Origin of the sequence: Oceanobacillus sp. FSL W8-0428 (genome assembly GCF_038004405.1) — a bacterium.
GTDB lineage: Bacteria > Bacillota > Bacilli > Bacillales > Amphibacillaceae > Oceanobacillus > Oceanobacillus sojae.
This window is the reverse complement of record NZ_JBBORB010000001.1, coordinates 1270716-1286361: the sequence shown is the minus strand read 5'-3', so window position 1 is coordinate 1286361 and position 15646 is coordinate 1270716. Positions and strand designations below refer to the sequence as shown.

The 15646-nt window shown below is 36.2% G+C and carries 16 protein-coding genes and 1 pseudogene; 7 read left to right on the top strand and 10 right to left on the bottom strand.

The genetic code is table 11. The features are described 5' to 3' along the window. Nucleotides 1–75 precede the first annotated feature (75 nt). Complete coding sequence (licT, locus tag MKY30_RS05670) at nt 76–906, bottom strand: BglG family transcription antiterminator LicT (protein ID WP_156986270.1); 831 nt, start codon at nt 904–906, stop codon at nt 76–78. 284 nt (nt 907–1190) lie between these two features. Next, nucleotides 1191–2627 (bottom strand): 6-phospho-beta-glucosidase, encoded by a 1437-nt coding sequence (locus tag MKY30_RS05665; RefSeq protein ID WP_341085598.1) that lies wholly within the window; start codon nt 2625–2627, stop codon nt 1191–1193. Nucleotides 2628–2995: 368 nt separating this feature from the next. On the opposite strand from MKY30_RS05665, the gene rlmH (MKY30_RS05660) reads away from it, so the two are divergent. Then, nucleotides 2996–3475, top strand: coding sequence for a 23S rRNA (pseudouridine(1915)-N(3))-methyltransferase RlmH (gene rlmH / locus MKY30_RS05660; RefSeq protein ID WP_341083062.1), 480 nt, complete (start codon nt 2996–2998; stop codon nt 3473–3475). Nucleotides 3476–4093: 618 nt separating this feature from the next. Here the strand turns inward: rlmH (MKY30_RS05660) and MKY30_RS05655 are convergent. The 3 genes and pseudogenes from MKY30_RS05655 to MKY30_RS05645 all read right to left on the bottom strand — a co-directional run. Then, nucleotides 4094–5134, bottom strand: a pseudogene (locus tag MKY30_RS05655) (recombinase family protein); the annotation flags it as partial. Continuing rightward, a complete protein-coding gene (locus tag MKY30_RS05650; protein ID WP_341083061.1) occupies nt 5134–5283 on the bottom strand; it encodes a hypothetical protein in 150 nt (49 codons plus the stop codon). The gene MKY30_RS05650 and the pseudogene MKY30_RS05655, both read right to left, overlap by 1 nt. Nucleotides 5284–5287: 4 nt before the next feature. Further along, complete coding sequence (locus tag MKY30_RS05645) at nt 5288–5947, bottom strand: helix-turn-helix transcriptional regulator (RefSeq protein WP_341083060.1); 660 nt, start codon at nt 5945–5947, stop codon at nt 5288–5290. A gap of 206 nt (nt 5948–6153) precedes the next feature. On the opposite strand from MKY30_RS05645, the gene MKY30_RS05640 reads away from it, so the two are divergent. Beyond that, nucleotides 6154–7215 carry a hypothetical protein gene (locus MKY30_RS05640; RefSeq protein ID WP_341083058.1) on the top strand — a complete coding sequence of 354 codons (1062 nt, stop codon included), beginning with the start codon at nt 6154–6156 and terminating at the stop codon, nt 7213–7215. Between the two features lie 30 nt (nt 7216–7245). Beyond that, nucleotides 7246–7725, top strand: coding sequence for a 23S rRNA (pseudouridine(1915)-N(3))-methyltransferase RlmH (gene rlmH / locus MKY30_RS05635; protein WP_341083056.1), 480 nt, complete (start codon nt 7246–7248; stop codon nt 7723–7725). Nucleotides 7726–8041: 316 nt separating this feature from the next. On the opposite strand, the gene radC is transcribed toward rlmH (MKY30_RS05635), so the two are convergent. Genes radC through MKY30_RS05610 form a run of 5 tightly spaced genes read right to left on the bottom strand, consistent with a single transcriptional unit; the run spans nt 8042 to nt 10391 of the window. After that, nucleotides 8042–8650, bottom strand: a complete 609-nt coding sequence (gene radC, locus MKY30_RS05630; protein WP_341083055.1) for a RadC family protein — start codon at nt 8648–8650, stop codon at nt 8042–8044. A gap of 49 nt (nt 8651–8699) precedes the next feature. After that, a complete protein-coding gene (locus tag MKY30_RS05625; protein WP_341083054.1) occupies nt 8700–8870 on the bottom strand; it encodes a hypothetical protein in 171 nt (56 codons plus the stop codon). Then, nucleotides 8848–9606: a hypothetical protein gene (locus tag MKY30_RS05620; RefSeq protein ID WP_341083052.1), complete on the bottom strand. Its 759-nt coding sequence runs from the start codon at nt 9604–9606 to the stop codon at nt 8848–8850. Before MKY30_RS05620 ends, MKY30_RS05625 begins: the two co-directional genes overlap by 23 nt. A gap of 25 nt (nt 9607–9631) precedes the next feature. Further along, nucleotides 9632–10132 (bottom strand): hypothetical protein, encoded by a 501-nt coding sequence (locus tag MKY30_RS05615; protein ID WP_341083048.1) that lies wholly within the window; start codon nt 10130–10132, stop codon nt 9632–9634. Between the two features lie 37 nt (nt 10133–10169). Next, a complete protein-coding gene (locus MKY30_RS05610) occupies nt 10170–10391 on the bottom strand; it encodes a hypothetical protein (protein ID WP_341083047.1) in 222 nt (73 codons plus the stop codon). A gap of 246 nt (nt 10392–10637) precedes the next feature. Between MKY30_RS05610 and MKY30_RS05605 the strand changes: the two genes are divergently transcribed. Genes MKY30_RS05605 through brxC form a run of 4 tightly spaced genes read left to right on the top strand, consistent with a single transcriptional unit; the run spans nt 10638 to nt 15621 of the window. Next, nucleotides 10638–10886, top strand: coding sequence for a TIGR04540 family protein (locus MKY30_RS05605; protein ID WP_341083045.1), 249 nt, complete (start codon nt 10638–10640; stop codon nt 10884–10886). Between the two features lie 15 nt (nt 10887–10901). Next, nucleotides 10902–11504 carry a DUF1819 family protein gene (locus MKY30_RS05600; protein WP_341083043.1) on the top strand — a complete coding sequence of 201 codons (603 nt, stop codon included), beginning with the start codon at nt 10902–10904 and terminating at the stop codon, nt 11502–11504. Then, the gene (locus MKY30_RS05595) at nt 11501–12049 is read left to right on the top strand and encodes a BREX protein BrxB domain-containing protein (protein WP_341083041.1); all 549 of its coding nucleotides are present in this window, start codon (nt 11501–11503) and stop codon (nt 12047–12049) included. Before MKY30_RS05600 ends, MKY30_RS05595 begins: the two co-directional genes overlap by 4 nt. A gap of 11 nt (nt 12050–12060) precedes the next feature. Continuing rightward, nucleotides 12061–15621 (top strand): BREX system P-loop protein BrxC, encoded by a 3561-nt coding sequence (gene brxC / locus MKY30_RS05590; protein WP_341083039.1) that lies wholly within the window; start codon nt 12061–12063, stop codon nt 15619–15621. The last annotated feature ends 25 nt before the right edge of the window (nt 15622–15646 follow it).

The window sequence follows — 15646 nt, the reverse complement described above, 5'->3', positions numbered from 1 at the left end:
ACTTAGGTTTTGCCTGCATTATCAGTAACAATCCTAAATGCCATTCTCTATTTTGTTGAAAAAATTTCTTCAAGACTAACGATTGACGACCCGTTCGATATGAATGGTCAGGTAGAGCATTTCTTCATTTGTTAAATCGTGGTCATATTCTTTCTTGATAAAATCTTTTATTTTTTCCGTACATTTTGATGCTTCCTTATGCTTCTGCTTGATCATAATGTACAGGTAATCATCATCATTTTTATAGTGTGACCCATGGAAAACGCGCTGTGCAAAATACTTTAAGTGCGTAATAAAGCGTCCATAGTTCAAGGAGTCCTCATCAAACTCCACATTAAAATGATATTTGACGATGTTAATAATATGCTGAATGAATTTCGTTGTATTAACCGTCTGATTCGTATTTTCATTCAGACTTGCTTCTAAAATATGAATGGCAACAAATGCAGCTTCATCCTCTGGAAGCTGCACATCAAAGGATTTATTAATCCGTTCGACAGCACGCTGCCCAACAGCAAACTCATCTTTATAGATTTGTTTGATTTCCCACAGAATACCATTCTTTATTTCAATACCCTGATTGTAACGCTCAATCGCAAAATGAATATGATCAGGGAGTGATAAGTAAATTTTTTCACTTAATTCTGTGTCGAGGGTTTCTTTGGCATCCTGAATGATATCCTCCACATCTGACATCAGTGCGGCAGGAATTTCCCGTAAAAGTAATTTGAAATTATCAAAAGTCTGCGGATCCTTCAGAGTGAAGATCTTTTCAATTTTAGTCTCATCCACTTCTTGACCTGGCTTCTTTTGAAAGGCAAGACCCCTTCCCATCACAACTAGCTCTTGACCAGCTTCATCAAATGCACTAACAACATTGTTATTAATTACCTTGTGAATTTTCATGTTAATATCCTTCCTCCACACGTATACAGGGTGAAAAATGAAAAACCCAAGTCAAAGGAAGAACGGTGACAGTAATGTATCGTTCTTCGCTGTGACTTGGGTTTTGCCTGCCTACCAGTAACAATCCCTAAACAGTCTTATTTATAATCTAGTTAGTATTATAATCCTATATCTGGCGTTGTGTCAACGTTTTCAAATGGTATAAATCAGATAATTTTCAGCAGCCGGCCGAGCCCTTTTGGCATACGGGAAGGAAGGGAAACGGGGATGAAGCCCCGTTTACATTAATCTAAGTCCTGTCCATTGGTTGCGATCACTTTTTTATACCAGTCAAAGCTTTTCTTTTTCGAGCGGGCCTTTGTTCCATTCCCCTGATTATCACGGTCGACATAAATATAACCGTAACGTTTTTTCATTTCGCCGGAGGATGCACTGACCATATCAATTGGAGCCCAGCTTGTATAGCCGATGATTGGCACACCGTCTTCAATGGCTTCTCCCATTGCGGAGATATGTTCACGTAAGTATTCGATGCGGTAATCATCTTCAATATTCCCATTTTCATCCGGTGTATCAATCGCCCCTAAGCCGTTTTCCACAACAAATATCGGCTTTTGATAACGGTCGTACAGCTGATTTATCGTAATTCGGAAACCAAGCGGATCAATTGTCCAGCCCCATTCTGATTTTTTAACATATGGGTTGCGGACAGAGCCAAAAACATTCCCGCTGGTAGATTTCCGTGTGATTTCCGGGTCTGTACTTGTTGTTCTGCTGGAGTAATAGCTCATGGCAAGATAATCTGCCGTATGCGCAGCAAGAATTTCTTCATCCTGCGGTTCTGTTACAAGAGAAATATTATTTTCTTTAAAGAAACGCTTCGCATAGCTTGGATAATATCCGCGCGCCTGCACATCGATAAAGAAGAAGGATTCACGATCCCGGTCCATTGCTTTTTTTACATCGGCAGGATCACAGGTATAAGGATAGAACATTCCAGCAGCAAGCATACAGCCGATTTGTGCGTCCGGAATTATTTCATGGCATGCTTTTACTGCTAATGCGCTGGCAACAAGCTGATGATGTGCAGCTTGATACTGAATCTGTTTGACATTATCTCCTTCTTGGAAAGTGAGGCCTGCACCCATAAATGGAAGGTGAAGCAGCATGTTAATTTCATTGAAGGTGACCCAATATTTCACCTTATCCTGATAGCGCTGGAAAACAGTTTTCGCATAATGCTCAAAAAGTCCGACTACCTCTCTGGAACGCCAGCTGCCGTATTTTTCAACCAGATGAACAGGAACATCGAAATGCGCAAGTGTAACAACAGGCTCCATATCATGCTTTTTCAACTCATCGAACAAACTGTCATAGAAGCGCAGTCCTTCTTCATTCGGGATTTCCTCTTCACCTGTAGGGAAAATACGCGACCAAGCAATGGAAATACGCAAAGCTTTAAAACCCATCTCCGCAAATAAAGCAATATCCGATTTATAATGATGATAGAAATCAATCGCTTCATGAGAAGGATAAAATTCCCCTTCTAACGGCTCCAGTGAAGGTACATATCCCTTCATCACAGGTCCGCGTTTCTCCCCCGCAGGCATTAAGTCAACGGTTGTCAGCCCTTTGCCGCCTTCCAGATAAGCTCCTTCTACCTGATTAGCAGCGGTCGCGCCTCCCCATAAAAAACCGTCTGGAAAAGTATAGTTTGCCATCATTTCTACTTCCTTTCGTTTTAAATTTTAAAATAACAGCAAAGGAAAATATCCAATAAAAAAACCTGACAAAATAAGGCACGCTAAAAGTGCTCTATCTCGTCAGGTTATGCCCAATAAAGGTAACATTCCTTTATGTTATGTATGCGTTTGTCATTTTGTACAATTTTAATTTATCAGAGAAGCGGGGAGAAGTCAATAGTGTGGATAGTGAAGACTGAGAGGCCCGAGAAAGAGGTTAGAGATTCATTTTTAGGGACGAATCAATGATAAATGCAGGGAATTGGCAACTTTTTCTGGGGTATATGGTAAAATAGAAGGACAATATAACGGAAAAAATACCATTTTAATTATAAAGGAAGATTTCAATGAATATAACCCTTGTCACTGTAGGAAAGCTAAAGGAAAAATACTTGAAGCAGGGTATCGATGAATATAAAAAGCGGTTAGGTGCTTATGCGAAAGTGAATATAGTCGAGGTAGCAGATGAAAAAGCTCCGGAGACGATGAGTGAAGCGGAAATGGAAGAGGTGAAGCGTAAGGAAGGCGAGCGAATTCTTGCGCAGGTTCATCCGGATGCTTTTGTGATTACGCTGGAGATTGAGGGGAAAATGCTGAGCTCGGAGCAGCTGGCTAAAAAGCTGGATGAGCTGGCGACTTACGGGAAGAGCAAGGTTGTGTTTGTGATTGGCGGTTCACTGGGGATTAGTGAGGATGTGCGGAAGCGGAGTGATTTGGCTTTGTCGTTTTCTAAGATGACGTTTCCTCATCAGTTGATGCGGCTGGTGTTGTTGGAGCAGGTTTATCGGAGTTTTCGGATTAATAGGGGGGAACCGTACATCTTTTAAGGGTAAAATGTTGAGCGAATCCATCATTTCGCTCAACATTTTACCATCCTCATTTTCTAACATCCATGATTCAACAGGTGCAATACAATCCATAGAAACTGTGTCTAATAAATCCAGGGTATGTTCTTCTAATCCCTCTATTGTAAAGTCAAAGTATAGATTGATTTTCTTTATATGTCGCCCAATCCCACGAGGTGCCTCTTTGCTAATCTGTATATTCTTTATGATTAAGCGGAGTAATGCCTTTTGTTGTTCAGGCTCTGCATCCTTTATCACCTTATCAAAGTTTGCTAAAAGGTTATGCAATGCTTGAGCATCAATAGGTGTTGTATCACATTCTTCTAATTCAGTATTTAAAGCTTTAAGTTTGCTTTGGAGCTCTGCTTGTTCTTCGGTAAGCCCAGTTAATTTTGGCTTGAAAATAGCAACCAGTGTGGGATCATCCATTAATTGATTCGTAATGTTATTAATTCGAACTTCTACCTTATTCAGCTTAGATTGTAATATCTTAATCTCATCATTAATTGGGGTTCTTGCATCAATACGTTTCTCATTAACATTATCAACAATCCGTTTCAATACATAAGGCTCAGACACGATGCGTTCCAATTCCTCAAATACTTGTTCTTCTGCTCGATCTGCACGAATGGAATGTGCACTACATGCTTTGCTACCTTTATTGTGGAATAGTCCACATACATAATAACGGTACTTTTTACCCTTCGCTCCTTTTGAAGATCCAGAAACCATTCCATATCCGCATTCAGGGCATCTAATAAGTCCATTTAATATGTATGGATTATTAGATTGTGCAGGTTTTATTGAGCGCTTTTTTCGAGATTGTTGTACTCGATTCCATTGCTGCTGCTCGATAATGGATTCATGTTTCCCATCAACAAGGATATAATCTTTGTTCTTTCCTTTGCGATGCTTTTCAGCCCAGTTTTCATACATATTAAAACGAATTTTTCCTATATAAAGTGGATTGTCTAGGATTTGTTTAATGGTGTTAATGGAAAAATCAAATCCTCGTTTTGTTTTATAGCCCATGGTATTAATACGACTTACAATGGCCTTATAACCTAGATCCTGCTCGGCATAATCAAATATTAAGCGGATGATATGAGCTTCTTCCTCATTTATCACTAAATGTTTATTGACACTGTCGTAACCTAGCACTCTTCCTCCATTGTAGTAGCCTTCTTTGGCACGTTGAACCATCCCCATTTTAGCGCGGTCAATAATAGTGGAGCGTTCCATTTCTGCAACTGAACTCAAAATAGTGAAAAACATCTTTCCGCCAGGGGTAGTAGTATCGATGTTTTCAGAATAACTGATAAGCTGAACATTATGGAAATCAAGCTTCTCCGCAATTTCAAGTGCATCCTTTGTTTTTCGAGATAAACGATCAAGCTTATATATAATAACTGCGTTAAAGTTTTCCTCCTTAGAGTCTCTCAACAGACGTTTCATTTCAGGTCTACCTTCAATGCTTTTTCCACTTTTTCCCTCATCAATATACTCTTCAATGATTTCAATGTTATTCTTGTTTGCGTATTCGTATAGAAGCTCTTTTTGAGCATTTATACTATATCCTTCTGTAGCTTGTTCCTCCGTACTAACACGAGCATAAAGGACGGCTTTTGTTATGTTATCCATTATTTTTCCTCCTTAACTGTGGATGAATACGATGATTGGATCAAATCAGAAAGCAAATCAATAAAACGACTTTGATTATTTTGCCTATCCTTTATCCACTGGGCAATATTCTTATCCTCTTCTTCTGTGAAATTTTCTTTTTTATTCATAGAATCACTCGCTTTCATTCTTGTTTTTGGTTAATTCGTAAATCACATTTGAAAACTGCTTTTTCGAAATGTAGGGGTAAATCTCTTCGGTTGCCCGAAATAATTTCATGCTTTTATCAAAGGGACTTTCCTTTCTAAACAGTTCAGAAATATGAATGGAGTTTTCCATCTGATAAAACTCTAACTCATAAATCAATCGGGATAGTAATTTAATGAAATCGATGTCTTTTACATGAGTGATTTCTTCATTCAAAACAAATCGAATTTGATTTTCACTATTTGCTTGATATACCAAGATTCCTAGGTTGGGGGTAGAATCGTCGATTATTTCAAAGTCTGTGAAGTCAATATCTACTTCAATTGGATGACCTATTGTAAATAATTTTTCCTCTTCATAAAATTCATTTGTAGCAGCTTCTAAAGGGATACCATATTCTTTAGTCAGCTTATGAATGAGTTGAAAAGAGGGCTTCTTCGATTCCCCTCGCTCAATGGCCGAGATGCTTTGGGGAGTAACACCTACTCTTTCTGCAATAGCAGTTGTTGTGTAATCTTTATTAGGATCAAGCTTTTTGACCTCCATTCTAAAGAACTTTAAACGATCTCCAAGCGAGCTTTTAGCAAGTAATTGAAATTCTAATGAATTGATTTGGCGACTGGACAAGTTATAATTCCACCTTTCGTATTTAGTACTTTACTCAATTATAACTCTTTGTTAACATAAATACAAATATACCATTAATTAAAATATATTTGTTTTATTATTTGAGGCAATTGTTTGGTAATAGCTATCCTTATTGATGGTCGCATAAGGTTGCTCGAAGCCTTGAGTACGAAGGGTTTCTCTATAAAAATATGGAGGGTAATAAGATGTGGAGATTTAATAAAACGAAACTTGAACAGCAGCTAGCAGGTATATATGAATTGCAACATATATTATCTAAGATTGAACCCGTCGATTGGACTTGCCCTTATGATGGGATCATTTTTCACTCTGACTTAACTGTGACAAGTAACTTTTGGAACACAGTAAAGCCTGCATCGTATTTCAGTAATGCGGGCCCCGACGATCGATACAGTTATATGCTTTCACATCCGCTATTTCAAGTTGTATGGGGAAGGATATATACTAATCTACCGAATACTATTATCAGAATTAATCCTGATATTAACCATTTAACACCCTCAGATATGTTAGATGTTATAACGTTTATTTTAGGAACTTTTAATGGTGTTGAAGTAGCATCATGGGATGAGAAAATAGATATCGATGCATTCACATCGTTAGAAGTCGCGGAAAGACTGTTTGTAGGTTCTCAAAGAAACAATCCCAAAGTGCCTAGTGTAAGTAGTACAACGATTTATTGGGGGAAAAGGAATGGACAACAAGTTAAAGTATATGATAAGGCTAAGCAACGTGGTTTAAAAGGGAAGCAGTTAACTAGGATAGAAAGAACACGAAAAATTCCAAAGAAAAATAGAGAAAATGCTTCTTATTTTCTGTTGAACGCAAGAAATGATGGATTTAAAAATATGAATATGGTCGATATTGATTCTATTGACGGCAGGTCTAAAATAAGGAGATTGATAAAAGCTGAAGGCTCGATAAACACTGCGTATAAGAAGTTAACGAGGGCTGAACAGAAGGCATTCAAAAAGCACCCTGCATATGTATATCCGGTTATGGATATACAGAGTGTATTAAGTAAAGATATAGAGGAATGGATGAGAAGATCTCCATTACTCCCTTTAAAGATCATTACTGAGACTTGTAAGGAAATGAGTGTTTGGGGAGGTAGAAATACGTTAGTGGCAGTAGAATGTAATCCGATAGCTCTTCAAACATATGATAAAGTAAGTATAACTGGATGGGACTTTGGTAGAAGGTATAATACAGAAAGGTTTACACATATTGAACCTATAGAATTGTAGTAAGGACTATTATATCGGGAGAGATCATAGATGCAGATACAAATTGTTAGCGTAGGGAAAGTGAAAGAAAAGTATTTAAAATTAGGTATTGCTGAGTTTGAAAAAAGATTACGTCCATATTGTAAATTAACAATGGACGAAGTGAGTGATGAACAAGCCCCTGAGCAATTAAGTAATAAGGAACTATATCAAGTAAAACAAAAAGAAGGGGAACGGCTCTTAAACAAGATAAAACTAAATCAATATGTTATTGCTCTTGATATACAAGGAGATAACTGGTCATCAGAACAATTGGCTAGTGAAATGGAGAAGTTGAGCATCCATGGTAGAAGTCAGATTTCGTTTGTAATTGGTGGCTCAAATGGTTTAAGTGATGATGTGCTAAATCGTGCAGATCAAAAATTATCCTTCTCAAAAATGACATTTCCACATCAACTAATGAAGCTTATCTTAATGGAGCAGGTATATCGTGCATTTAAAATACAGAAAAATGAACCTTATCATAAATGATTTATAAGGATAGTTTTCATATCCGTAGATAGGGTATTTATAAATTTATCAAGTTTCTCAAATTTCAATGTTACAATTTTGGTGTGTAGCGGATTAATACATAGTAATTGGGCATTTTTAGTCTTTAACAGATTATAAAAATTATAAGGGGCTCTTAGGAAACCCATATATACCAAGGTTTAAGGTCATTTCCATAGCGGTACCTTTCAAAAAAATGGTGACTTTCACTAACTTTAGCCCATAACTTGATATTTTAAGAGAAAGTCAGTGTTGGTGCTGCTTTTAGCACTTTCACTGACTTTCTAGAAATTATTTTTTATAGATATCCTTTTTCTTTCAAACTAGTATATTTTTCGTGACCAATGATGATATGATCCAATATTTCAATACCCATCATCTTTCCAGCCTCGCCTAGACGTTTTGTTACATTAATGTCTTCCATACTTGGTGAAACGTCTCCACTAGGGTGGTTATGCCCGACAATTGCACTAGCACAGCTGCGACGGACTAAATGATTAAAGACCTCCCTTGGATGTACTATACTAGCATTTAGTGAACCGACAAATACTGTTTCACGAAATACTATTTGATTTTTAGTATTTAAGCCAAGAACTACAAAATGCTCTTGATTTAAATATTGCATATCCTTAAGGTAATCATAAGCATCTTGTGGCGAACGAATCGTAAATCGTTGTTCAACTGGGCAAGGATTCATACGTGCAAGTTGTAAAGCAGCAATGATCTGCTTAGCTTTTACTTTTCCAATACCTTTGATTTGCAGCAACTCATCCTCGGTTACAGCTAATAATTCCTGAATAGATGGGTAGCGGGTGAATAGTTCATTCACTACATAACTATCTTCCTTTTCACGAGTTGTTGTTGCTAATAGATTTCTAAAAGTGATTTTATCGATTGAATTGTTCATTATAAATTCCTCCATTATTGTTTGATAGAAATAAAAAAGGAGAGACGATTTACGCCCCTCCTGATTGAGTGAAAACTTCTGTTACGATATACTGTTGTTGAATAATATTTAGTGTAGATGAGTTCATTGGCAGGATGAGCTCATCTATTTTTGTGCAATAAAAAAGCACATCGACCGCATCTGCAATCCATGTGCTTTCAATCAATATGGTTTTGTTCATCCATCGTTCTCACCTCCTTCAGCATCAGTAAATCTTGAATAAAGTCTGATGCCTGTTTTTTGGTTAGCTTTGTACTACGCTCAACTCCAAAAGTCATCTTCATCAATTCCTTTGCAACATCTGTCGGCATGTCCATTTCATTAACGATACAGAAGATCTTTTGTAGTTGGGCTTTTGTTGCTTGTTCACCACCTCCTTTATTAGCTTCTGTTTTTGCTTGTGGAAAATCTTCAATGTCTTGTGTGAAGATACCACTTGAACGTGTTGCAGATAGAACTGCATCAATCAACGCTCTCTTTTTTGCCATCTTTAATACGGTATTGACGATTGTGTAAGGATCTTGTTGCTTAAAAGAAGATTCCTTGCTGTTGCATGAACCTAAGCCTTCAGCTTCAACAAGTCCATTGTCTTTGCGTATAAGTGTCATCTTCACTTCATAAGCAAATATTCCTGCTTCCCATTGTTCGATACGATTTACGACATCTGCTGTTTTCGAGAACCCAAATACATCGCATAGCTTTTCTGCACCTGGTTTAAGTAATGTAGGCTTTGAAAATCCATCTACTAAACCGTAATCAACACCTTTCACCATCACCTCTTCAACAAACGTTTGTAGTTCCTCTACACGTCGTTTTGATTCGATAGTCGATATAACGATATTAGGTAGTGAAACAACCTCACCATTACCGAAGAATGGTACGATATTGTTCTTTAATAGATGTTTGTTAGTTTTCATATGTTTCTCACCTCCTTTCAATAGATTAAGACTTTTTATTAATTGCATCTGCAAGCATAGATAACCCCTGTGAAGTCTTCTTAACAAGAAACTTTCCTGCTTTATGATTTAGTTGATTACCTTTACTGATTGCTTTAGATGAAATATCTAGCGATTTAGTTACCAAACCATGTGTTGTTTGATTCAACTTTTCTAGGCTGTTAATAACGTTTAACAACACATCTTCGCCTTTTGATCCCATAGATTCAGCAGCATTGCTAATTACATGTGAAATTCGTTTTTTAGTAGAAACTTTCAAAACATCTTCATGTAATGACTCAACTTCCTTTATAGCTGATTGAATCTTACTTCTACTAGCTAGTAAATGGGATAGCCTTACGTAGTCATTGCATTCAATGGAATCTACTATCTCGCTAGCAATTCTTACATCCTGATCTAGTAACGATTGATAGATTGTTTTAATCTCTGTAATAGAAACTCCTTTCCCATTAATCAATTCATGATCCATCCATAAGTTCTTCCGCATAATAAAATTCCTCCTAAATGTTTTTGGATAATCTTAATTATTTGTTGAAGTGGTGATAACCCTTGAGTGTTAACTTCAATAGCAATCCATCTGACTTACTTTTCATAGTCAGAATAAGTCCATCATCCTCAAGCTTTGATAGGTTAACCATTTGAATGCCATATTTCAATAGAAACTTGGCAGGTATCCATTTGTTTAGTTTCTTAGCCTCAATAAGAATCTTGACCAATGAGTTGTTCATCTTCATTTCTCCTTTCATAGTGTGCTCCTCTCACAGCGCATGTCGTCTCTGTAACGCAAAAAAACATTATCTATCCTAAATGGATAAACAACGGTCTAAATAAAAGGGGGTGGGGCATGAAACGGACGGGTACCCCCTTTCGTATATGAATGCAGGTGCTCTGGGAAAATATATAGAATTTTTACCTTCAATGTTGTATTACTAAAGAACTACCTATAAAATAAAGATAAAGTATAAAAAAAGTAAGAACACCGAGGTGGTTTTATGGAAATAAAGGTATTTCAGAAGACACAAAGGGATTTAGCAGCAACTATAAACCTTGTAATAGATACATATTGGGAAGATGAAATAGATGAATCTAAGATGATAGAGCTTATCCAAAAATTGTATGCCGTCAATACAAATAAATTTATGAAGGAAGGCATCTACACAACAATCCTTCGACAACAATGTGGTAAACGTAGGTTGGAAGTGGTTGACCAAGTTATCCATCAAAGTAATGTAAGTCATTAGATGGAGGTAGTTATAATGGAATATTCAGCAGGGTTTACGAAGGAAAAATGGTCTGAAAATGATATTGCTATTGTTATCGAGTTATTGCAAAAAGATAAAAATAAAAATCAAATCTTAGAGGAAATTATTGAAAGTAACCTCTTTCAGTTAAGAAGTCCAGTTAGTATCAAAAATCGATTTAACATGGTATATAATCGTGCGACGGCATTAAACAATGAGATGCAGAAGCATTTCTTACAAGCGATTGATTATGATCGAAAGGCATTAACTCTATACTCATTTTTACAGGCATATCGAATACCGTTAGAGTTTTACTTGGAAATTATTGTTTATAAATATGAACAGCAAGAACCATTATATAGAAATGACTTTCATTATTTCTTTGAAGGAAAAGCGAATATCAGCGATAAAGTCAGTCATTGGAGACCTGAAACAATAAAACGTCTCATTAGCACATTGATGTTGTTTTATAGAGAATCAAAGATGATTGAAAAGATTGACCAGACGAAGTACCAAGTTAATCCAATACATATTAGTCAAACTTTAAAAACTTATGCTGAGAGGAATATCCCACTACTATATTCCTTTACGGTTTTAGAAAAGGTGAATGAAGGATGAAATCGACGTATGAACGATTAGAACAAATGGAAAAGCGGATTATACAAGATGGTTTCACGAACCCAAAAGGGATTGGAAGTGATATTCCTCATTTTGTATTAGACTATCCGCCAAAAGATGAATTGCAAGTTCGTGTGTACATAAAGAACATGTTGAAGCGAACAAAAATGAATATCAAAGAAGTTAATTTATTTGAGTTTCTCCTTTCATTTTTTGACGAAGATGAGTTAGAAGAATTATTTGAATTGGAGGAAGAGGAAGGATTACAAGGTTTGATTGATGTATTTGAACCGATATTAAATGAGAGCAACACAATGATTCAACAGTTTAAAGATATTACTGAAGAGGCAGATATCATTTTTATAACAGGTGTTGGTTCTGCGCATCCGTTTTTAAGATCTAGTCAATTACTAAAGGCTATTTCTAGCAAAGGTTATAAGAAACCAATAGTCTTATTTTATCCAGGTGAATTTACAGGATTGCGACTAAAATTGTTTGGCATTCTTGACTATGAGGATGACTATCAATTGTCACGTATTTCTTAGGGGGTATCGATATGCAAATAAAAGATTTATTTCTAAAAGATATATTCCGTCCAATTAATAATGTTGTTCAAGCTGAACAAATTGAAGAAGACGTAGTTAAAACTGAATTAGATGAATATGTCTTAACAGAAGAAAGTGAACATTATTTAGAACGGTTTTATCGGAATTATTTAGCTGTTTATAATCAACCATCTACTAAGGTAGGGGTATGGATATCTGGTTTCTTTGGATCCGGTAAATCCCACTTCTTAAAGATACTATCCTATTTGTTACATAATCAAACGATTGCGGGCAAAACACCTGCCGATTACTTCCAAGATAAAACGGATAATCAAGAGCTACTCAATATGATGCAACAATTGTCTGAAAAGAGAACAGATGTATTATTGTTCAACATTGATTCACGTTCCACGTCTTCATCTAAGGATGCAGAAAAGGAACGGATTATTGAAGTCTTTTTAAGAGTATTTAATAATCATTTAGGTTATTCGGATACATTGTGGGTTGCTGATATGGAGCGCCAATTAGATAGCGATGGAACTTATGATGCTTTTAAACAAGCCATTCTTGATCAAAACGGCAAGACATGGGAACAATTCCGTTTGAAAATTAAGCTTAGAAAAAAGAAGGTCATTCAAGCATTAGAGACAGTTGGCTATGACACTGATACGGCAGAAAGTTTCTTTATTATGAGTCGTGAGTGGTTTTCCATTGATGCGGATTCAGTAGCTCAATTGGTGGCCGACCATTGTAAAAAGCAAGGGCCGGATTATCGAATTGTTTTCCTGGCTGACGAGGTTGGTCAATATGTTGGTAACAATACAAACTTGATGTTAAATCTACAAACAATAACTGAACGTTTGGGCGATTTATGCCATGGGCAGGCATGGGTGATCGTAACATCACAAGAAAAACTAGAGGCAACGGTTTCAGACCTTGACACTACGAAAGATTTTTCAAAAATCCAGGGCAGATTTGAAACTAAGATTAACTTAACTAGTGCGAATACGGATGAAGTTATCAAAAAACGTCTATTAGAAAAAGAAGATGTTGGTGCAGATACATTAAAAACAATTCATGATCAAGAAGGGAAATTGATTCATAATCGTTTAGCATTTGATAAGCAGAATACTCAATTACGTTCAGGTTATCGTTCGATAGATGAATTTGTAGCATTTTATCCGTTCGTTCCATATCAAATTGATTTATTACAAAAAATCTTTACTAAGATCCGTAATTTAGGCGAAGGTGGACAGCATACTTCACGTGGTGAACGTTCATTACTTAAAGCCTTTCAGGAAGCAGCACAATTAAATGCTGAGGAAAATGTCGATAATATGGTGACGTTGGCGGAATTTTATCCATCTATTCGTGATTATTTGGAGTCACCGATCACAAGTACCATATCAAGAGCACAGGATAGAGCTAGAAATAATGAAGGTTTAGAAGAATATGATGTAAAGGTATTACAAGTACTTTATCTAATCAAAGGGATAGATGATATAAAATCCACTCCTACTAATATTGCGACACTTATGGTGGAGACAGTTTATGATGAACGTCAACCTTTAGAATATCGTATTAAGGAGTCATTGAACCGCCTTCAAATGGCAATGTTCATCGAACAACATGCGGATGGGTCGTATTCATTCTTATCAGATGAAGAACAAGAAATTAATCGCGAAATTCGCGTAGAAGATTACAATTCATCAGCTGTTAAAGAACGATTAGGTAACCTCTTTTTTAACGTGATGTATCGTTATCCTAAGTATGAATATACGTATAAGGAACAAACCAAACATTTTGATTATAATAAGCGATTTGATAATTACGTAAAAGGTCAAATGAATCATGAATTAACCATGCAAGTTTTTTCGGAAGGTATGACAGATTCTGAGGCAGCTTTACAAGCTAACTCTGGACATTTAATTATTCTTCTAGACAAAGACCTTGTTGCTGAAGCGGAAAGTGCTTTAGCTTATATTCAACAAGTGACTAGTTATGTGCGTCGTAAGCAATCAAGCACAACAAGTCCACAACAAAAAAGAATTTTCGAAACAAAAGTTACTGAAGTTGATGAATATGAGGATAAAGCAGCAGTATTGTTAAAGAAAGCCTGTGAGAATGCTGAATTTTATATCCAAGGTCAACGCCGTGATTTTAACGGGGCTTTCGAAAGTAAAGTTGATCAAGCGATGGACATGCTAATTCGCAACACTTATACAAAATTCCATTATATAGAAGAACCTATTTCATTTAAAAATAGTAAGAATGAATGGATGCAAGTGGCAGAGAATCTAGGACAACAAAGCTTATTTAGTGACCTAAATAAAAATGCAATTGATGAAGTGAAGCATTTTATTGAGGAACTTGAGCGTTCCCATGATCAGCGTACCTTAAAACAAGTCGTACAAAAGTATAAGACTGTCCCTTATGGATGGGAGGAACAAGATACGATTGGTATTTTCATGGGATTAATGAATGCTGGAAAAGTTCGTTTTACTTATGCAGGTGAAGCTTTTAACCCTAAGTCCAATCAATTCTATGACCGTTTAGAGAAGATTTCGGAACGTGATCGTATTGTTGTATTACCAATAGTAGAGATGGATCACCAGGTTAAACAAGATCTTATTGCATTAGTCCGTGATTTCTTTTCGAATACACAAACGTATGACACATATGACGCCTATGAAGAATTAATTCGAGAAAAGATAGAAGAAGAATTTGTACAACCGATAGAGAAGATTCGAGGAAGAAGACGCCAACAAGACCCAACAAGTGAGTATCCATACCCAAGTGAAAGTGATATACGAACGATTGTGAATGATACTCAAAAACTACTTGCAATCCGTGATTCTGAACAGTTCTGCCGTACGTTTATTCAATATGAAGATGATATAGAAGAGTGGTATGACATTTTAGAGACTTTGCAAGGATTCTATGAAGGAAATCCAATTGTAAAATTTGATGAAGCGGTACAGGCTCTAAAAGACCATAAGCAAGATATAGAAATTATTCATAATGAAGAGTTAGAAGAAACAGCACAACGTATGAAACGGATATTGTTACAAGAAGAGCCAACAAAAGAAATCAGCCAATTGCCGAAGTTGACAGATGTTTTAAAGAAGATCACTCAAGAAGAAACTACTAAACAAAAACAAGCTGTAATGGTTCAATCCGAAAAATCTTTGAATCAACTTGATAACTTAGCCAATCAATATAACCAATATGAAAGCATTGTAGAATATATTCAATCACAAAAAAATCAAGCAACTCAGCTACATGAGAAAATAAAAAAGGGTGAACGTATATCAAGTGCTCGAATCAATCAGCAACAGCTTAATGAGCTTGTGGATGCAACAACAATAAAGGCTCGCCAAATGCTTAAGGATTTAATAGATGATTCAGAAACTGTTAAGAGACAACCGAGGAAAATTAGTGAGCAAGAATTATATACCTCTTTCTTTAGTCAAGTAGATACAATTGAATCTGAAGAAGATTTAGAACGTGCTATTGAGTCGTTAAAACAAAGCCTAATCAAAGAGTTGCAAACACATTATTTCGTGAAGTAATAGATTATGGTGCAGATGAGCATCT